The sequence below is a fragment of the Chitinophagales bacterium genome (genome assembly GCA_040877935.1).
Lineage (GTDB): Bacteria > Bacteroidota > Bacteroidia > Chitinophagales > CAIOSU01 > JBBDNB01.
In genome coordinates, this window is record JBBDNB010000048.1 from 49,088 (window position 1) to 67,140 (window position 18,053).

An 18,053-nucleotide genomic window follows, 5' to 3' on the forward strand; every position below is an offset into this window, starting at 1 on the left:
CTGCTACCTTCCCTGCATCTTTATCTTTCTCGTTACAGGAATTAAAGATTACCATTATAGCTAATAGTATCAAAAGGTGCTTCATGAAAATCGCTTACAACAATTACCTAAGCTTATCTTTTTCTAAACTTGTTGCCACCTTTTTCTGAATTTCCAGAAGGACTGCCAACGCGATCCATAGCGCAGCGGAATCCTATTTCAGACGAGGCAACGTCTTCATCTAAATATCTTCTGGCACCAGGTGAAAGCCAATAGGCTCTATCATTCCATGAACCACCTTTGTAAACTCTTGCATTGTCACTGATCAAAGTTGACACGCCATAATTGTATTCAGCTTCAGAATCCTCGTCACCATCAAGATAATCTAAGTTGTCTGATTTTTTGTAATTCCTGCGGTTTACATTGTCTTCCTCTTTTACTGGTTCATAAACCAGACGGCCTAAACTATCTTTAGGCTCCAAAACTCCATCGGAATCACGTTTTTTCTGCATGAATTCGTTACCTCTGAATGAATTAAGGTCTTCCATATCTTCATAAGAAAGTGGTCGGTAAACATCGGCAACCCACTCGCTCACATTTCCTGCCATATTGTATAGACCGTAGTCATTGGGAAAGAACATATCAACTGGTGCAGTGATTGAGGCATTGTCATTCAAATTTCCTGCAAGTCCCATGTAATCTCCACGACCTCTTTGGAAATTTGCCAGCATATCACCCTGCCATGCACCACCTTTTGGATATCTTAGGCTGTTACCGTCCCATGGATAAATCCTTCTGTCTGTAATTCTTTCTTCGCTACCATAAGGTTGGTTTCCAATAAGTGCCAGTGCAGCATATTCCCACTCCGCTTCTGTTGGAAGTCTATAATCAGGAAGTAAAATTCCATCTTCAAATTTCACAGGACGTTCTCCGCTTCCATTAGGATCTAAATCAGGAAGGTTTTTAGCGACAACACCTTCGTATTGTTGAGCGAGATAAGCTTCTGTATTAAAATTGTCTTCATTCACCTGACTTGGGTTCAATTCAAGAATTCCCTCCTGAACCAACATTAGTTCATTTACACGATCAGTTCTCCATTTGCAGTATTCATTGGCCTGCAACCAATCTACCCCTACTACAGGATAGTTATTATATGCAGGATGTCTGAAATAGTATTCTACAAAAGGTTCGTTGTAGGCCAATTCTTCTCTCCACACTAAAGTGTCAGGAAGTGCTTTACGAACTACTTCAGGGTAATCAGCGCCAAAAACTCGCTCTAACCAGTAAAGATATTCGCGGTAGTGAATATTTGCTACTTCTGTTTCATCCATGTAAAAGGACTGAACTGTAATTCTTCTTGGAATTGCATCCCATTCGTACATGACATCTTGTTCTACTTGTCCCATCACGAAAGTGCCTCCTTCAATAAGCACCAATCCAGGACCTGTTTCCTGTCCCGGATAATCAACATATTCGAAACCACCCCAGTCGGGATCATTGTATTTCCACCCTGTTGTGGATGAATCTTCTTTTGCACATGAGGTCAAAAGTACGATTAGCAATACTGAAAAAGTTGCTAAGCAAAGTTGTTTTAATGTGAACATGATTACAATTGGTTTTTAGGAAAACGCTAAAATAGCTTAATTATTTTAAAATCAAAAATTCAAAAACTTCGGACAATCCAATGGTGTCTTGCGTCTTGATGGATTCAGTGGATTATCGGCTCCGTAAAAATTAATTATCAGCGATGCTTCATGCGCTCCACCTGAAGCAAGAGCAAGATCGGAAACCGTAAAATCATAACTGTAAGCCACCTTAAAATACTCAAATTTAACACCTATAACGCCAATAATTGCGTCATAATTGTTGAACACGTAGCGAAAAAATGCCCCACCAAAAACTTTTTGCACAGTAAGATAAGAGCCAAGCATAAGCTGAGAAGCACTTCCCTGTAAAAAAATGGCACTGTTTGGAGACACATAAACATCAAAATTTCTCTTTCTTGGCGCCAAATCTATATCCGCTCCAATAAATGCATTTATTGCGGTGGGACGTGTTTCATCTTCTCCGTAAAAAGACATTTTTGGCCGGTGAAAATGTTTTACAGTAAAACCACCGTATATAGCTTTAGAAAAAGCCACAAAGCCAATAGCAAAATCCGGGTGACCGGCATTCATTTGTTCTGGCAAGTTCTCATTGCTGAGATTGGGAATGTTTTGCTGGTCTACAAATCCATAGATTGGGTCAATTTGATCATTAAATGTAAGCCTTGACCAATTGACACTTTTATGCGTATATCCGGCTGAAAGCCCAACCCTAATGCCAAATTTTCGATTGAAGCTGACCTGATAATTATAAGATGCATTGATATTATAAGTGTTCAACAGTCCATTGGCAATTCTATCATTATATATGGAAAGCCCAATTCCGGAATTTATTTTAGAAATATGCATGTCGTATGCTGCGCCATAGGAAACAAAGCCCTTGTCAATTTTCGGCCATTCATTGCGATAGATCATACTTACCCTTGGGCCATAAGATATCCCTGCCAGTGCAGGGTTGAGGTGCAATGGTGCAGATATATACTGGCTGAATTGCAAATCCTGGGCATTTGCTGAACAAAAAAGCAACACACAAGCTAAGCATGCAATAAGATTAAAAATGTATTTTTGAACCATTATAAGGGGAATCAATTTTTATAATAAGGATATCGATATTGCGTTTCAAAGTTATCAAAAAATTAAATTCTCTATTCAATTCCAACTCAGTGATTGTGATTTTTCGTAGCTGCTTAATCTTACTTTGTTTATTTTCTTTTTCCCTAACGGCACAACAGCGTTTTTCTTTTACTATAGATTGGAACAATACTATTGAAACTGTCAAGTCAGATAACGGAACCTACAAAAAAGTAAAAAGTTTTAGAGGCGCTTATATTGATCGGGAAAATGGTTATTTGCCCAAATGGAGTGGCCTTTATAAAATCCAGCGTCAAGGGAAGCTTCTTGTTACACTTGTAAATGCTGATTGGGAAGAACTTGAAAGCAGAAATTTAGAACAGGATTTTTCTTTGCTTACCGGAAGTCCAGAAGTCAGGGGGAATTTAGCGTTGATAAAAGGACAGCCTGTTGTTGATATTCATATGGTGCCAATGCGAATGCAAAATGGCAGGGTTTATATTTTAAAAAGTGGTGTATTTGAAGTGGAAGTAATTCCACAGGCTGCTAAAAGAAGTGGGGCACCGTCAAATTATGCAAACAATTCAGTACTGGCGAATGGCGATTGGTATAAATTTAGAATACAGGAAGATGGGGTGCATAAAATAACATATGCAGATTTGGATGAACTCGGATTAGATCCTGACAATATCAATCCTGCCAATTTGAGAATTTATGGAAATGGTGGAGGAATGTTACCAGAAGAGAATGCCGATGTGCGCCCTGATGATCTATTGGAAAACGCTATTTATATAGAAGGTCAGTCAGATGGAAGTTTTGATCCAGGGGATTATATTTTGTTCAATGCACAATCACCCCATCGTTGGGTGTACAATCCGAACGAAGGACGCTACAATCATATTTTGCATGTCTATTCTGATTATACCTATTACTTTATTACCACCTCACTTGGCCCTGGTAAAAGAGTGGGAACTCAGGCTTCTTCTGGAAGCGCAACTATAATCATCCAAGATTTTGAAGATTATGCTTTTCATGAAAAAGAGGAAAACAACCTGATAAAATCCGGAAGAAAGTTTTATGGTGACTATTTCAATTTTGCAACCACTAGCCGGAGTTTTGATTTTTCCTTCCCCAATTTAATTGCTTCTCAACCAGTTTTGGTGAAATCTTCCATTGCCGGACGATTTACTTCAAGCAGTTTCTCGGTATCTGTACGTACAGGTGGCCAAAATTTATTGACGCATAGCATCTCAAGTGTGCAAAGCTCATACACTGCTACCTATGCAAATGTTCAAACAGATTTCGGGCAGTTTACAAGTAACTCACCAAATATCACGCTTGATTATACACTTCAGGTTCCTTCTGCTGAAGCCTGGTTGGATTATATTGAAGTGCAGGTAAAAAGACAATTGAATTACCCGGGCAGTGGGCAGTTGATTTTTAGAAACCGCAATTCCATAGGGCAAACTGCAAACTATCGCATATCTGGAATGAACAGTAATCTTTGGGTGTGGGATATTTCAGACCCTGTAAATGTGAGAAGGCAAAATGGCCAATTGGGTGGCAATACTTTCTCTTTTACTATAAGTGCCAATAATCTGAGAGAATTTGTGACATTTAATCCACAGGACAATCTCTTGAGTATTGAAACAGTAGGGAAAATAGACAATCAAAACCTACATGCACTTAGCAACAGGGATATGATTATAGTGACAATACCTGAATTTTACACGCAGGCTGAAAGGTTGGCCTCTTATCATAGAAATGACAGAAGCCTATTGGTAAATACTGTATTTGTGGAACAGATTTATAATGAATTTTCAAGCGGAACACCGGACATAACGGCCATAAGAGATTTTATGAAAATGCTCTATGACAAAGCGGGTAATGACCCCGGAAAAATGCCGCAGTATCTTTTACTTTTTGGAGATGCTTCTTATGATTACAAAGATATTATACCTGATAACACGAATTTTGTACCCACTTATCAAAGTTTCAATTCGCTTTCTCCCATTGGGTCTTTTTGTTCTGATGATTATTTTGGGTTTTACGATGATATCGAAGGGGGAAGCATTACTGATAGAAATGATTATCTCGATATTGCTATTGGCAGAATTCCCTGCTCAGATAATGAAGAAGCCAAAAACAGTGTAGATAAAATAATGCATTACAAATCCACAGCTAGCCTTGGCAACTGGCGCAACAACATTACTTTTGTGGGAGATGACGAGGACAATAATATTCATATTAGAGATGCTGATTTACTTGCTGACTATATAGATGACAATTACCCTGTTTATAATCTGGATAAAATCTATCTTGATGCCTATCAACAAGTGTCAACCCCGGGCGGTAGCAGGTATCCTGAAGTGAGGAATGCCATTAAAAACAAAGTGAAATCCGGAACACTGATTATGAATTATACCGGACATGGAGGAGTCAATGGTTGGGCACATGAGCGCATACTCCAATTGCAGGATATTTCTGAATTCGACAATTATGACAAAATGCCGTTATTCATAACTGCAACTTGTGAATTCAGCAAATTTGATGATCCGGCAGTTAATTCTGCCGGGGAGCAATTGTTTTTTAATCCCAATGGTGGAGCTATTAGTATGGTAACGACTACACGGCTTGTCACATCATATGCCAATTATCAGATCAACAGTGCTTTTTTAGAACAGGTGTTTGAGCCATACAATACCCGTACTCCTACACTTGGAGAAACTGTTAAATTGACAAAAAACTCTTTGGTAAACAGTGGAAATGAAGTGAATAACAGAAAATTTGTACTGCTGGGTGATCCTGCGATGAGCCTGAATTTCCCAAAATACAATGTAGTTACAAATACCGTGAATGAAACAGACATCAATTTGAATATTGATACAATGAAGGCACTTTCTAAAATTACAATAACGGGCGAAGTTCAAGATCTCAATGGCAATAAAATGACCAACTTTAATGGGATTGTTTATCCCTCTGTTTTTGATAAACCAGTTACTTTTACGACTTTAGTCAATGATGGAGGCAGCCAGGAAAAAGAATTTGAAATTCAAAAAAGCGTAATATTCAGAGGGCGCTCCACAGTTAGTCAGGGAGAATTTGAATATGCATTTATTGTACCCAAAGATATTTCCTATAATTTTGGTCCCGGAAAATTGAGCTATTATGCAGACAATGGACAGGAGGATGCCAATGGTTATTCATTCGATGTAATAGTTGGAGGAACGGCTGATAGTGCGGCTATTGACGAAACACCACCACAAGTGGAAGTTTTTATGAATGATGAAAATTTTGTTTTTGGAGGGGTAACGAATGAAAGTCCGCTATTATTAGTTAACCTATTGGACGAAAGTGGAATAAATACAGTGAGTACAGGTATTGGTCACGATATTACGGCAATTCTAGATGAAAATACAGCAGACGCTATTGTGCTGAATGAATACTATGAAGCTGAACTCAATAGCTACAGCAGAGGAAAAGTATCTTACCCTATGTCTGAACTTGAAGATGGCCGACACGCTCTTAGCGTTAAAGCCTGGGATGTTTACAATAACCCAGGTGAGGGATATACGGAATTTGTAGTAGCAAGCTCTGCTGAACTGGCATTAAAACATGTGCTGAACTATCCAAATCCATTTACAACAAGTACAAATTTTCACTTTGAACACAATAGACCCGGAGAAATGTTGTTAGTAGTGCTCAATATATTTACTGTGTCAGGTAAATTAGTAAAAACAATCAGACAGGATATTCTCACTGATGGCTTTAGGGTGGACGATATCCATTGGGACGGATTAGATGATTTTGGCGATAAAATAGGGCGTGGAGCTTATGTCTATAAATTAAGTGTACGAACTCCTGATGGTGATAGTGCCCATAAGTTTGAAAAATTGGTTATTTTAAGATAATTTTGAAATGTTAAGTTAAAAGATGAAAAAATTTACCCTTGCAATATTGTTGTTTATTTTAGGTTTTTGCATTATTACGAAAGCTCAAAATAATCTGCCCGGCCTTTCCAAAAATGGACAGGCAATTCCAATCACAACAGCAGTTCCATTTCTTTCTATAGTACCAGATGCACGTTCTGGAGCTATGGGTGATGCCGGAATAGCTACAACACCCGATGTAAATGCCTCTTATCACAACCTTGCAAAACTGGCTTTAGTTGATAAGCCAATAGGTGTGTCTATAAATTATGTGCCCTGGCTTCGTAGTTTGGTGAAAGATATCCATATGGCGCATGTCACTGGCTATTATAAATTTAAAGAAGACCAGGCTATTTCCGCTTCATTAAAGTATTTTTCGCTTGGTCAAATTCAATTTACTGATATTAATGGCAATGAAACCGGTCAGTTCAAGCCCAATGAATTTGCCTTCGATCTGGGTTATTCCCGTTTGTTGGGAAAAGGTTTTAGTACAGGTCTGGCTCTACGATTCATATACTCCAATCTTGCTGCGGGGCAAGTTACAAGCGGTGTTACCGCACAACCTGCGCTGGGTGCTGCTGCCGATATCACTTTTTATTATGAAAAAGATATAAAAGTTGGCGATTTAAATTCAAAACTATCACTTGGCTTGGTTTTCAATGATATTGGTAGCAAAATCACATACACACAATCTACTGTACGTGATTTTATCCCTATGAGAATGGGGCTTGGCGGTGGCTATCATATAGATGTAGATGATTACAACCGCATAAGCATTGTCGCAGATGCAAAAAAATTATTAGTGCCCACACCATCTGATATTGATGAAGATGGCAATGGTATTTATGACTATCGTGAAAAATCTGTTCCGGCAGGTTTGTTTGGATCTTTTGCTGATGCACCAGGAGGAGGTCAGGAGGAACTTCAGGAGATATATTATTCCCTTGGTCTTGAATATTGGTACGACAAACAATTTGCTGTGAGAGCCGGCTATTTTCATGAAAATCGCTTTAAAGGAAACCGCAAATTTGTTACAGTAGGTGTTGGCTTACGCTACAGCGTGTTTGGTATTGATTTCTCTTACCTAGTGCCTACCAATGCAGTTAGAAATCCCCTGGACAATACTTTCCGCTTCTCTTTAATATTTGATTTTGAATCCTTTGGTGCTGAAACCCAGCAAGCTACCCCGGTAGATTAAACAAAGCATTTTCACGGTATTATTTTTCTGATTTTCTCCATTATCTGCTTTCTTTAAGCTTATTTTGCGCTGAACTTTTTAAAACCATTAATAATGAGTTTTTCTGATCAACGCTATACCTACACCTTTCCTACAACCATTCGCTTTGGCAATGGAGTAATAGATGAACTGCCAGCTTATATCAAATCAAATAAGCTGACAAAACCTTTGCTGGTAACTGATGCTACTATTGCAGAATTGCCTTTTTTCAAAGAGATTCTTAAAGACCTTAGCGGTGAAAATTTGGATGTAGAGGTTTTTTCTGAAATGCATAAAAACCCTGTAAAATCTGATGTGCTGAAAGGAGGTGATTTTTATCACCAAACCAATCGGGATTGTATTATCGGCATTGGTGGTGGAGTGGCTCTTGATGTAGCACGTGCTATAGTTTTGCGTGTAAATCATCACCGTGATCTTTTTGATTATGACGATCTAATAGGAGGAGATAAATATGTGACAGAATCTGTGCCCCATTTTGTAGCAGTGCCTACCACGTCAGGTACTGGAAGTGAGGTAGGAAGAAGTGCTATTATTTCAGAAGATGAAAGTAAAAAGAAACGCATACTCTTTTCTCCAAAATTATTGGCAAAACAAGTGTTTGCTGATCCATTGCTCACAAAAAACCTTCCTCCATTTATTACAGCAGCTACGGGAATGGATGCACTCACACATAATATGGAAGCTTACCTTGCTAAAAATTACCACCCAATGTGTGATGGAATTGCGCTACAAGGCATGAAACTGATTGCCGAATCTATAGTGCCAGCCACCCAACAGTCAGACCTGGAATCGAGAGCAAAAATGCTATTGGCTTCCATGATGGGGGCAATTGCCTTTCAAAAAGGCCTGGGCGTGGTACATAGTTTGGCACATCCATTATCCGGCCTTTTAGATACGCATCATGGTTTGGCCAATGCAGTTAACTTACCGTATGGAATGGCGTTTAATTACAATGGATTTGAAGATCGGTTTGATGATATGGCCATAGCTCTTGGGCTTGGTTATGGAAAAGGTGCTGAAATTCCAGAGTACCTATTTAAATTGAACGATGAATTGGGATTGCCGAAGAAGCTTGGTGAAATAGATGTAAAAGAAGCACATATTCCAGAATTGACAAGATTAGCAGTAGCAGACTTTTGTCATCCTAACAATCCAAAGCCTGTGAGCAGAGGTGATTTTGAAAAATTATACAGGGAAGCACTTTAGTTTTGTAGCCAACTTATTTATAGGAGAAATAGATTATGATTGCTGCTTTTTTAGCCTGATTTTATCTCTCTGAATTACTGTGAATGCACCAGTAAGTTCATTTCCGAGATTAAGAATTACTTTTAAAATCAACTGAGCTTTTTCAAAAGAATTTAGTTTAAATAGCCTTGAGAGGATGATGCCGTTATGTAATTTTTTTGTCCTGAAAACTATCTCTCCAAAATCTTTATCCCTAGTAATCAGAATTCTATTTTCCTTATTTGCAATTTTTAGAATTTCGGTATCTTCAATACCTGAGTTTTCTTCAGCAATATATTTTACGTCAAATTTATTTTCCCTTAAGAGAATCACGATTTGCTTATCAACTCCTTCATCAGCTAAAAATTTCATGCTGATAGATTGTAGTCTTTTTCTCCTCCTAAATTATCTAAGTCTTGAATTAAGTTAAAGGGAATATAAGTTTTCTCTCCTTTCAATGATTTAGATGCAAATGCTAAAGCTGCAAGAATTCCTTCATTGCTTAAATTGGGATATGCCTCAAGCAATTCTTTGTGAGTTTTTCCAGCAGATAATTCTTCTAAAATGAGTTCAACAGTTATTCTTGTCCCTTTAATAACAGGTTTTCCCAACATGATGTTGGGGTTGATTTCAATTATATCGGAATTTTCTTTCATGATATTTATTTTCTTGTAATCTAAATTACCTTTCAGGTTTATTAGTTCAATCTATATCAAGTCTTTTGCTTCTGCTTTTTAGCAGCGGGGAAAAGTATGTTGTTTAAGATCAACCGATATCCCGGAGAATTGGGGTGCAAGCTTAAATCTGTTTTTGGGTCACCTACAAAATGCCGGTAATCCTCAGGATCATGCCCACCATAAAAAGTCCAGGTGCCATAACCGTATTCACCGTGTATATACCGAGCTTCTCCCGCGGATTTGTTTTCTCCCATGACCACAACATCAGATTTCACTAAACTTTTTCTAAAAGCTGTAGCTTGCCCCATAAATCCCTTCACTGTTCTGGTGTGATTTTGCGTGAGCATAGTTGGGATGGGATCCCATTTTGCGGAAAACTCAAAAATGCTAAAGTAATCCAGTTTATCAGGAACATTTCTTCCAAAATTGGCATCTATATTTGAATGCTCATACTCATATGGGTTGGTACGCAATTGAAAATCTTTAAACGCAAAGGTTTTACTGAAATCCAATTTGCCTTGAGCATTGGGGTCTGCCGGGTCTCCATCAAACATGCTTTCACAAATATCCTCCCCTTCAGCAGCAAGTGCAATGTCATAAGTATCTGCACCTGAACACATGGCAAACATAAAGCCGCCACCGGCAACAAAATCTCTTATTTTATGGGCAACACCTAATTTCAAATGTGAAACTTTTTGATAGCCGTGTTTTGCTGCCAATTCTTCCATCTCTCTAACTTGCTCATGGTACCAGGGCTGATTTCTGTATGCAGCATAAAACTTACCATATTGCCCTGTAAAATCTTCATGGTGCAAGTGCAACCAATCGTATTTGGGCAGATCACCCCTTAACACTTCATCGTCATAAACAACATCATAGGGTATCTCTGCATAGGTCAATACTAAAGTAACCGCATCGTCCCAGGGCTGAGCTGATTTTGGTGAATAAACTGCTATTTTGGGTGCTTTCTCCAGTTTCACCGCATCCATATTGGCTTCTGGATGTGCTATTTCCTGCAAAATATTATTGTATTGTGCATTTGCTAAAATATTGTAATCCACACCACGGATCAAACACTCTTTTTCAAATTCAGGAGTCATTTTCATAGCAAAACTCCCACCGCGATAGTTGAGTAGCCAGTCAACTTCTACTCCGTGCTCCAACACCCAATAGGCAATGCCATAGGCTTTAAGGTGTTCGTTTTGCTTTTCATCCATAGGGATGAGCAAATAAGCCGCATGTAAGGAGTGGGTAGTCAATAGTGAAAAAAGAAGAATCAATAAGTAGCGCATAAAACCTTTTGCTTTTTTTTTGCTAAGATAAATGTTTTCCAAACTCTTTTATTTAACGCAAATAATCGGATTTAGTGCGTTAAGGGATGTTAGGAATTAGAATGTCTAATTGCGCTAAAATTTTGGAGTGCCTAAAATTATAATCAGGCAATTATAAGTAACAGCCAAAAGCTATAATATTGTCGCAAATATTTACTCGATAATCGAGATTTAAACCTGCCCGACTAAAAGCAGGCGGGTGCTCCGAGGCTTGCCTCGTAATCAAAAGTATTTTTTCCAAATAAATGCCTCGTGGGCTTGCCCCGAGGTTGTTTACTGTATTTGCGACAAATTACGTGTAAGCATTATGGCCGATTCCGTTGAAAAACAAGTGCTCAATAAGATAAAAGCTGAGAAGAGAGGTACCATCTTCTTTGTAGAGAGCTTTTTGTTCGCTGGCAACGCAAAAACCGTAAACAAGTCATTAGAGCGGCTTACAGACAAAAGAGAAATAACACGGGTAGCTACCGGGATCTACGTACGCCCACAAAAAAGTAAGCTGTTAGGTTATATCACAGCCCTGTGGAAGAAATAGCAGCAGCCATTGCAAAACGTGATAAAGCGCGCATTGTACCCACTGGTAGCTTTGCGCTCAATGCTCTGGGACTTTCAACTCAGGTACCGCTAAAAGCGGTTTACCTTACAGATGGTGCCGCACGGATAATAAAAATTGGCAAGCGAACCATACAATTCAAGAAAACAACACCCAAGAGCCTATCGGCAAAAGGGCCTGTCAGCAAATTGGTAATTCAGGGCTTAAAGGCTATCGGCAAGGACAAAATAAGTCCTGATGAGGAAAGAAAAGTACTAAAATTGCTTCGAAAAGAGAAACCTGAATATTTGGAGCATGATATCTTGCTTGCTCCCGAATGGATTCGAAAAATAACGCGTAAAGTACGAACAAATGAATAGTCATCTAATAGAAATATGGAGCAAGCTCAGCAAGGATGACAAACTTGCAATTTTTAGGGAAGCCTGAGAAAGAGCCGGACTACCAGCTACAGCCGTAGAAAAGGATTGGTACGTAACCTTAGCTTTAAGCATCGTTTTTTCTGCCAAATTTGCAGAACATCTTGTTTTTAAGGGAGGAACTTCGCTAAGCAAAGGCTGGAACCTGATTGAAAGGTTCTCGGAAGATATTGATCTCGCCATAGACCGTAAATTTCTTGGATTTGAAGGTGAGATGAGCAAAAGCCAGATAGAAAAGCTGCGAAAAACTTCCTGTGCATTTATCAGCAGAGATTTTGCAAACGCTATTTCCGATAAGATTGAAAAAATAGAAATTGAGTGGACTTAACTCTGATATGGATTATGAAGTGTCAATTCTTCAATTCCTTTAAAATCATTGGTGTTATGTGTTATTAATTCAAGGTTATGGTCTATTGCTGTAGCGGCTATTATTGCATCAGGTGTTTTCTATACTATGCTTTTTTCGAATTTCAATCGTTTTAAGTATCATAGCTTCTTCAAGGTTATAAATATGAGCAACTGCAATAAATTCCTTTAAAATTTTAAACTCATTGGATTTTATTCCTTGAAAACCAAGTAATTCAATCCTTGTAATAACTGAAATAACAGGTTTTAGACTATCGAGAAATATTTCACCACTTTGAGGTAATTTACTTCCAAAATAATCAATGATAACATTTGTATCAATTAAGAATTTCTTCCCATTCATCCCTTGATTTAGAAAGTTGCTTTTGGAGTGCATCAGCCTTTTTAGAACTAATAATTCCCCTGTACTTTGACATTTTAGCATCTTTCTTAGAAGAATTAATATCAATTGAAATGTTTATCCCCAAACGTCTCGCAAGTGCTAATAACAATTTGTAATCACTATTTTTTTCAATGTTTAATGTTATTGTTTTCATCACCGATTATTCAATTTAACATTAGAAAACTTAATTTACTAAAAAAGTTTCTTGTCCCTACTCCACCCTCTTCCTTTTCTTCTTTAGTTCAAAATTCTCACCCAGATAAACTTTGCGTACTTGTGGATCGGCAGCCAATTCCTCGGCATTGCCCGATTTCAGTATTTGCCCTTCAAAAAGCAGATAGGCGCGATCGGTAATGGACAGGGTTTCCTGCACATTGTGGTCGGTAATGAGAATGCCGATGTTCTTGAATTTCAGCTTTTCAACAATGTTCTGAATGTCTTCCACGGCAATTGGGTCAATTCCGGCAAAGGGTTCATCCAATAGTATAAACTTAGGGTCAACAGCCAGTGCACGGGCAATTTCTGTTCTTCTGCGCTCCCCACCTGAAAGTATATTGCCTTCACTTTTGCGCACATGATCAAGCCCAAATTCATCAATCAACCTTTCCAGCTTTTCTTTTTGCTCGGTTTTGCTCAAATCGGTCATTTCCAAAATAGCTGCAATATTGTCTTCTATGGATAACTTCCTGAATACCGATGCTTCCTGAGGCAAATAGCCAATACCAAGTTGTGCCCTTTTGTACATAGGCAGTTTTGTAATTTCCTCACCATCGAGAAATACCTGGCCTCCATCGGGTTTGATCAGACCAACAGTCATGTAAAAAGTGGTGGTTTTCCCGGCTCCATTTGGCCCGAGCAGTCCCACTACTTCTCCCTGTTCTACTTCTACGGTAACTTTATCGACCACTCTGCGGCCTTTGTAGCTTTTAATCAGGTTTTCAGCTCTTAGCTTCATCATCTTCAAATTTAAGGTCTTTGACCATTAATTGTATATTGCTGTTTCCGTTCCACTCGTTTAAATCCAATGAATAGACCAGTGAAAAACGCGTTCCTTTTGAAATTCTCTTGAAATGTTTCGACTGCTGAAATGCGATTCCGCTTGCCCGGTAAGTATCATTCTGCATGACATCCAGTTTTAGATGTTCTTCTTTTACAATTTTGGAATACCGCGCATCCTTTAAGTGCCTACTGATAAACACTGGCCGCATATTGCCCGGCCCAAAAGGGGCAAATTGTTCTATCAAAGTGTAGAATTTTTGATCAGTAGCCAGGTCTAAACCCAATTCTGCATCAATTTCGATTTCGGGACTAAGGCATTTTTCAGGAATTGTTTCAGAAACAACCATTTCAAATTTTTCGCTGAATGCAGTCAGGTTTTCTTTTTTAACGCTCAAACCTGCGGCATATTTATGTCCGCCAAACTGCTCAAGCAAATCGCTGCAGGCTTCTATGGCTTCATAAATGCTAAAGCCTTTTACCGAGCGTGCCGACCCTGTGGCCATGCCATTGCTTTCAGTAAATACTATTGTTGGCCTGTGGTAATTTTCAATTAGGCGGGAAGCAACGATGCCGATCACACCTTTGTGCCAGGTTTCGTGCCACAGCACAGTCGTTTTTTTATTGATCAACCCGGGTGATTCCCGGATCATTTCCAGCGCTTGTTGTGTGATTTGCTTATCTGTTGTTTTGCGTTCGGTATTCTTCTCTTCCAGCAAAAAAGAGAGTTGATCTATTTCTTTTGGACTTTCTGCAACCAACAGCCTTACGGCATTTTTACCGGAAGACATTCTGCCCGCTGCATTAATGCGGGGTGCAATGACAAAAACCAGGTTGGTAATATTCAGGTCTTTTTTCAACACAGCTTGTTCGATCATGGCCAATAATCCGGGGCGCGGATTTTTATTAATGCGCTTTAGTCCAAAATAGGCCAATACACGGTTTTCCCCGGTTATGGGCACAATATCGGCAGCAATACTCACCGCAACCAGGTCCAGTTGTTTTTCCAGCAGTTCAAAAGGAATATTCAATCGTTCGGCAAATGCCTGCATCAATTTAAAGCCCAGGCCGCAACCACTCAATTCCTTATAGGGATAATTGCAATCCGCCTGTTTGGGGTCAAGCAGGGCAAAGGCTTTTGGCAGTTCAGTACCAGGTAAATGGTGATCACAAATAATAAAATCCAGTCCTTTTTCATTGGCATAATTCATTTGCTCAATAGCTTTCACTCCACAGTCCAGCGCAATAACGAGGGAAAAGTTATTTTCAGCGGCAAAATCTATCCCAGCTAAAGAAATGCCATAGCCTTCCCTGTAGCGATCGGGAATGTAGTAATCAATTCGATCTGGGAAAAAGTCTTTCAGGAAAGCATATACCAAAGCCACGGAGGTGGTTCCATCCACATCATAATCGCCATAGACCAAAATGCGCTCTTCATTTTTTAAAGCTTCTTCCAGGCGGTCAACAGCCTTTTCCATGTTTTTCATCAAAAAAGGATCGTGCAGATGCTCCATTGATGGACGAAAAAAACGATGTGCGGCATCATAGGTTTCAATGCCTCTTTGTACCAGCAATTGGCAAATAATGGGATGCACACCCAATTCCTGCTGAAGTATTTCAGCTTTCTGTGCATCAAAAGTTTTAAATGTCCATCTGTTTTCAGGCATGCTGCTAAATTAATTGGTCTTTGCGACAATACAAGGTGATATCATAAAAAATAAATATAGGCTACTAAAGAAAAATAATTTTGTGGTAAGCTTCTTGGCCTGTTGCATTTGTAAGCTTTAAAAAATAAATACCCGGTGGCAATTGAGCTCTTGAAATTTCCAATTGTTTTTTGTCTTTTACAGGATGTCGCTGAAGTATATTACCAGAAAGATCCAATAATTGAACCTGTGCCAATGCTGAAAATTCAATCCTGATTCTGTCGCTTGCCGGATTTGGGTAAACACTTATGCTTTCAAATTCAGAAGCCACACCATCCACAATATTTCTTTCTACAAATACGGAATCCGTTATAAGGCAACCTGCACCGGCCTGATCGCGCAGGCTCAAATAATACCAGCCGCTGCTCAAACTGGAAAGTGAATCCAGGGTATCGCCATTGGACCAGAAATAGGAGTAGGGTGGCCTTCCTCCTAAAATTTCAACTGAAGCAGTTCCATCCATTTCATTGTTGAGCTCTGGAGTGGAAGATAAATTTAAAAGCAGTGAATCGGGATTTTGAAATGCCAACTGTATTACTTTTTGGCAATTGTTGGTGTCAGAAATGGTGATAAAATATTGTCCGTTTTTAATCCCATAGCGCAGTGAATCTGAAAAAACATCATTCCACTGGAAAGTATAGGGTGTCTGTCCCTGGGTAATTTGGATATTCACTGTTCCGTCATTGTCGCCCGGGCAGGTGATTTCTGATTTCAATACATTTGTTTCCAGGCAAGAAACGCATTGATCTGAAAGGAATAGTTCCAAGCCCTTGAAAAGATTCAGCCGGCCATTGCTTTTTGTTTTGCCAATTAAACCCGGCAGCCATTCTGCACCTTCAAGGATAAATTGCTTTATGATCAAAGCCTGGTCAACAGGTTTTAAGAAAAACGAATCGCAGCCGGCAGCATAGAACAAAGAAGCCGCGCCAGTAACCACCGGTGCTGCCATAGATGTACCACTGCTGACGCCAAACTGGTCATTGGGTCTTACAGTGTAAATGGCCGTACCCGGAGCCCCGAGGTCTATGTGTTTCTTTCCAAAACCTGCTGCTGAAAGTTGGTCATTGCGATTGGTACTTGTTACCGCTATTAAATATGGACTGCTGCAATGGGAGGGAATGTCACCTGTTATATCAATGTTTTTTAGCTGGTTGCTGGTAGCGGCCACACTCAGAATTCCAACCGAACCAAGCGAATCATAAAGGCTGCACCAAAGCGGAAACTCATCTTCAAAAGCATTGTCCACACCAAAAGAGGAATTGGCTGCAACAATATAGGCCCCTTGCGCTCCATTGCTCTGATTGTATAATTTCCGTTGGTCGAAAAGGTAAGAATAGGCTCCAATAATTTCTGCTTCTGAATAATCCGCAACAGCAACCGGCATGATCTGTACATTCCAGTTGACACCACAAACCCCAAAATTATTATTGCCAATGGCAGCAGCCGCTCCGGCTACAGTAGTTCCGTGATTGTTGACCAATATCACGCCATTTTGCGCAAAAGCATTCCAGCCATTATAGTCATCGATGTAGCCATTGCCATCATCGTCAATTCCATTGTTGGGAATTTCCTGGTAATTTTTCCAGAGGTTCAGGTCACTGCTTTGCAGATCAATGCCTTCATCAACTATGGCAATTACAATGGTATCGCCCCTGGCAGTTACCCCCGAATTTCCAGTTGCAAAATCCCATGCCAGTTCAGATTGAATATCAGCTCCTGCTGTCCCTCCATTAATACCTGTATTGTTGTGGTGCCATTGCTGGGCATAGCCCGGATCGTTGGGAGCGGTTTGGCGGGGAGATGCCTTTCTGTTGGGCTGGATGTGTTGCACCATTTCCCATCGGCTCAGTTCCTTCATGCATTTTTCCTTCTGTGTTTCCGGAATTTCAAAGAGGTAAATGTTCCAGGATTTGGAGAGGGTTTTGGAGAATTTAAGATTGGGAAAGGTTTTTTGTGTCTGTTGAAAAAAGCTGTCGAACTGCTGTTGCTTCTGCAATTGCACAATTATTTCACTTGCCAAAACTTGAATGGACAGCAATAATGAAAAAAATAAAAAGCCGAATTTTTGGAGCATCTAAAGAATAATTACTGCAAGGTAGTATAAGTTCAGAAAATGTGCTGGGGTGTAGATTTTTTAAAATTTTGTATTCAAAAATTCCAATGGGTCATGACCCATTGGAAGACTCATTGGAATAATAGTAACTTTTAATTTCTCTTGTTTTGGTCGGATGCGGTCACAATTTACGACCGTATGTCTTTCTCTATTTACATGTAATTAATCTCTTCCTGTCTTGCCCTTAGCGAATATCTAATTTCGAAAGGCATCAGAAATTGTATTTAGCTTCGATAGCATCTTTCACACTTTCATGTGAGACATATTGGCCTTTATCTAATTGTTCCAGACCTTCATTAATTGCAGCTTTGTCAAGATCATTCAGCTCATCCCAAATGTCTGGGCTTTTCTTTTCAAATACTTCTTTGAGCTGCTGCAAGATTTCAACTTCATTGGTATTGAGCAATAAGTGTATTAACTTGATTTTTGTAGCTTGAATGTCCATGATTAAACGGCTTTTAATTAAAAT

The 18,053-nt window shown here is 39.3% G+C and carries 15 protein-coding genes; 4 read left to right on the top strand and 11 right to left on the bottom strand.

The annotated features are described in order from the left end of the window. Positions 1-113: 113 nt before the first annotated feature. Both WD048_13320 and WD048_13325 read right to left on the bottom strand, forming a co-directional pair. Positions 114-1,583 carry an SUMF1/EgtB/PvdO family nonheme iron enzyme gene (locus WD048_13320; GenBank protein ID MEX0813192.1) on the bottom strand — a complete coding sequence of 490 codons (1,470 nt, stop codon included), beginning with the start codon at positions 1,581-1,583 and terminating at the stop codon, positions 114-116. Between the two features lie 51 nt (positions 1,584-1,634). Continuing rightward, entirely contained in the window at positions 1,635-2,657 is a 1,023-nt protein-coding gene (locus WD048_13325) for a PorP/SprF family type IX secretion system membrane protein (protein MEX0813193.1), read from the bottom strand. Positions 2,658-2,752: 95 nt separating this feature from the next. On the opposite strand from WD048_13325, the gene porU reads away from it, so the two are divergent. The 3 genes from porU (at position 2,753) to WD048_13340 (ending at position 9,026) form a co-directional block, all read left to right on the top strand. Then, complete coding sequence (gene porU, locus WD048_13330) at positions 2,753-6,565, top strand: type IX secretion system sortase PorU (GenBank protein ID MEX0813194.1); 3,813 nt, start codon at positions 2,753-2,755, stop codon at positions 6,563-6,565. 22 nt (positions 6,566-6,587) lie between these two features. After that, positions 6,588-7,781: a type IX secretion system outer membrane channel protein PorV gene (porV, locus tag WD048_13335; protein ID MEX0813195.1), complete on the top strand. Its 1,194-nt coding sequence runs from the start codon at positions 6,588-6,590 to the stop codon at positions 7,779-7,781. Positions 7,782-7,874: 93 nt separating this feature from the next. Beyond that, complete coding sequence (locus WD048_13340) at positions 7,875-9,026, top strand: iron-containing alcohol dehydrogenase (protein ID MEX0813196.1); 1,152 nt, start codon at positions 7,875-7,877, stop codon at positions 9,024-9,026. 33 nt (positions 9,027-9,059) lie between these two features. Here WD048_13340 and WD048_13345 read toward each other — a convergent pair whose 3' ends face one another. From WD048_13345 to WD048_13355, 3 genes are read right to left on the bottom strand one after another with little or no spacing between them, the layout of a single operon-like run. After that, positions 9,060-9,416: a DUF5615 family PIN-like protein gene (locus WD048_13345; protein ID MEX0813197.1), complete on the bottom strand. Its 357-nt coding sequence runs from the start codon at positions 9,414-9,416 to the stop codon at positions 9,060-9,062. After that, positions 9,413-9,700, bottom strand: a complete 288-nt coding sequence (locus WD048_13350) for a DUF433 domain-containing protein (GenBank protein ID MEX0813198.1) — start codon at positions 9,698-9,700, stop codon at positions 9,413-9,415. The genes WD048_13345 and WD048_13350 overlap by 4 nt, the downstream gene beginning before the upstream one ends. Positions 9,701-9,756: 56 nt before the next feature. Continuing rightward, positions 9,757-11,013 carry a hypothetical protein gene (locus tag WD048_13355; protein ID MEX0813199.1) on the bottom strand — a complete coding sequence of 419 codons (1,257 nt, stop codon included), beginning with the start codon at positions 11,011-11,013 and terminating at the stop codon, positions 9,757-9,759. 561 nt (positions 11,014-11,574) lie between these two features. Between WD048_13355 and WD048_13360 the strand changes: the two genes are divergently transcribed. After that, complete coding sequence (locus WD048_13360) at positions 11,575-11,964, top strand: DUF6088 family protein (protein MEX0813200.1); 390 nt, start codon at positions 11,575-11,577, stop codon at positions 11,962-11,964. Positions 11,965-12,457: 493 nt separating this feature from the next. Here the strand turns inward: WD048_13360 and WD048_13365 are convergent, their stop codons facing one another. The 6 genes from WD048_13365 to WD048_13390 all read right to left on the bottom strand — a co-directional run bounded on the left by WD048_13365 (position 12,458) and on the right by WD048_13390 (position 18,029). Further along, a complete protein-coding gene (locus WD048_13365) occupies positions 12,458-12,730 on the bottom strand; it encodes a hypothetical protein (protein ID MEX0813201.1) in 273 nt (90 codons plus the stop codon). Continuing rightward, positions 12,705-12,923 carry a hypothetical protein gene (locus WD048_13370; protein MEX0813202.1) on the bottom strand — a complete coding sequence of 73 codons (219 nt, stop codon included), beginning with the start codon at positions 12,921-12,923 and terminating at the stop codon, positions 12,705-12,707. Before WD048_13370 ends, WD048_13365 begins: the two co-directional genes overlap by 26 nt. A gap of 57 nt (positions 12,924-12,980) precedes the next feature. After that, entirely contained in the window at positions 12,981-13,727 is a 747-nt protein-coding gene (gene lptB / locus WD048_13375; protein MEX0813203.1) for an LPS export ABC transporter ATP-binding protein, read from the bottom strand. Continuing rightward, positions 13,708-15,432: a single-stranded-DNA-specific exonuclease RecJ gene (recJ, locus tag WD048_13380; protein ID MEX0813204.1), complete on the bottom strand. Its 1,725-nt coding sequence runs from the start codon at positions 15,430-15,432 to the stop codon at positions 13,708-13,710. Before recJ ends, lptB begins: the two co-directional genes overlap by 20 nt. A gap of 64 nt (positions 15,433-15,496) precedes the next feature. Then, entirely contained in the window at positions 15,497-17,545 is a 2,049-nt protein-coding gene (locus tag WD048_13385; protein ID MEX0813205.1) for a S8 family serine peptidase, read from the bottom strand. Between the two features lie 250 nt (positions 17,546-17,795). Further along, positions 17,796-18,029 carry a hypothetical protein gene (locus WD048_13390; GenBank protein MEX0813206.1) on the bottom strand — a complete coding sequence of 78 codons (234 nt, stop codon included), beginning with the start codon at positions 18,027-18,029 and terminating at the stop codon, positions 17,796-17,798. Between the last annotated feature and the right edge of the window lie 24 nt (positions 18,030-18,053).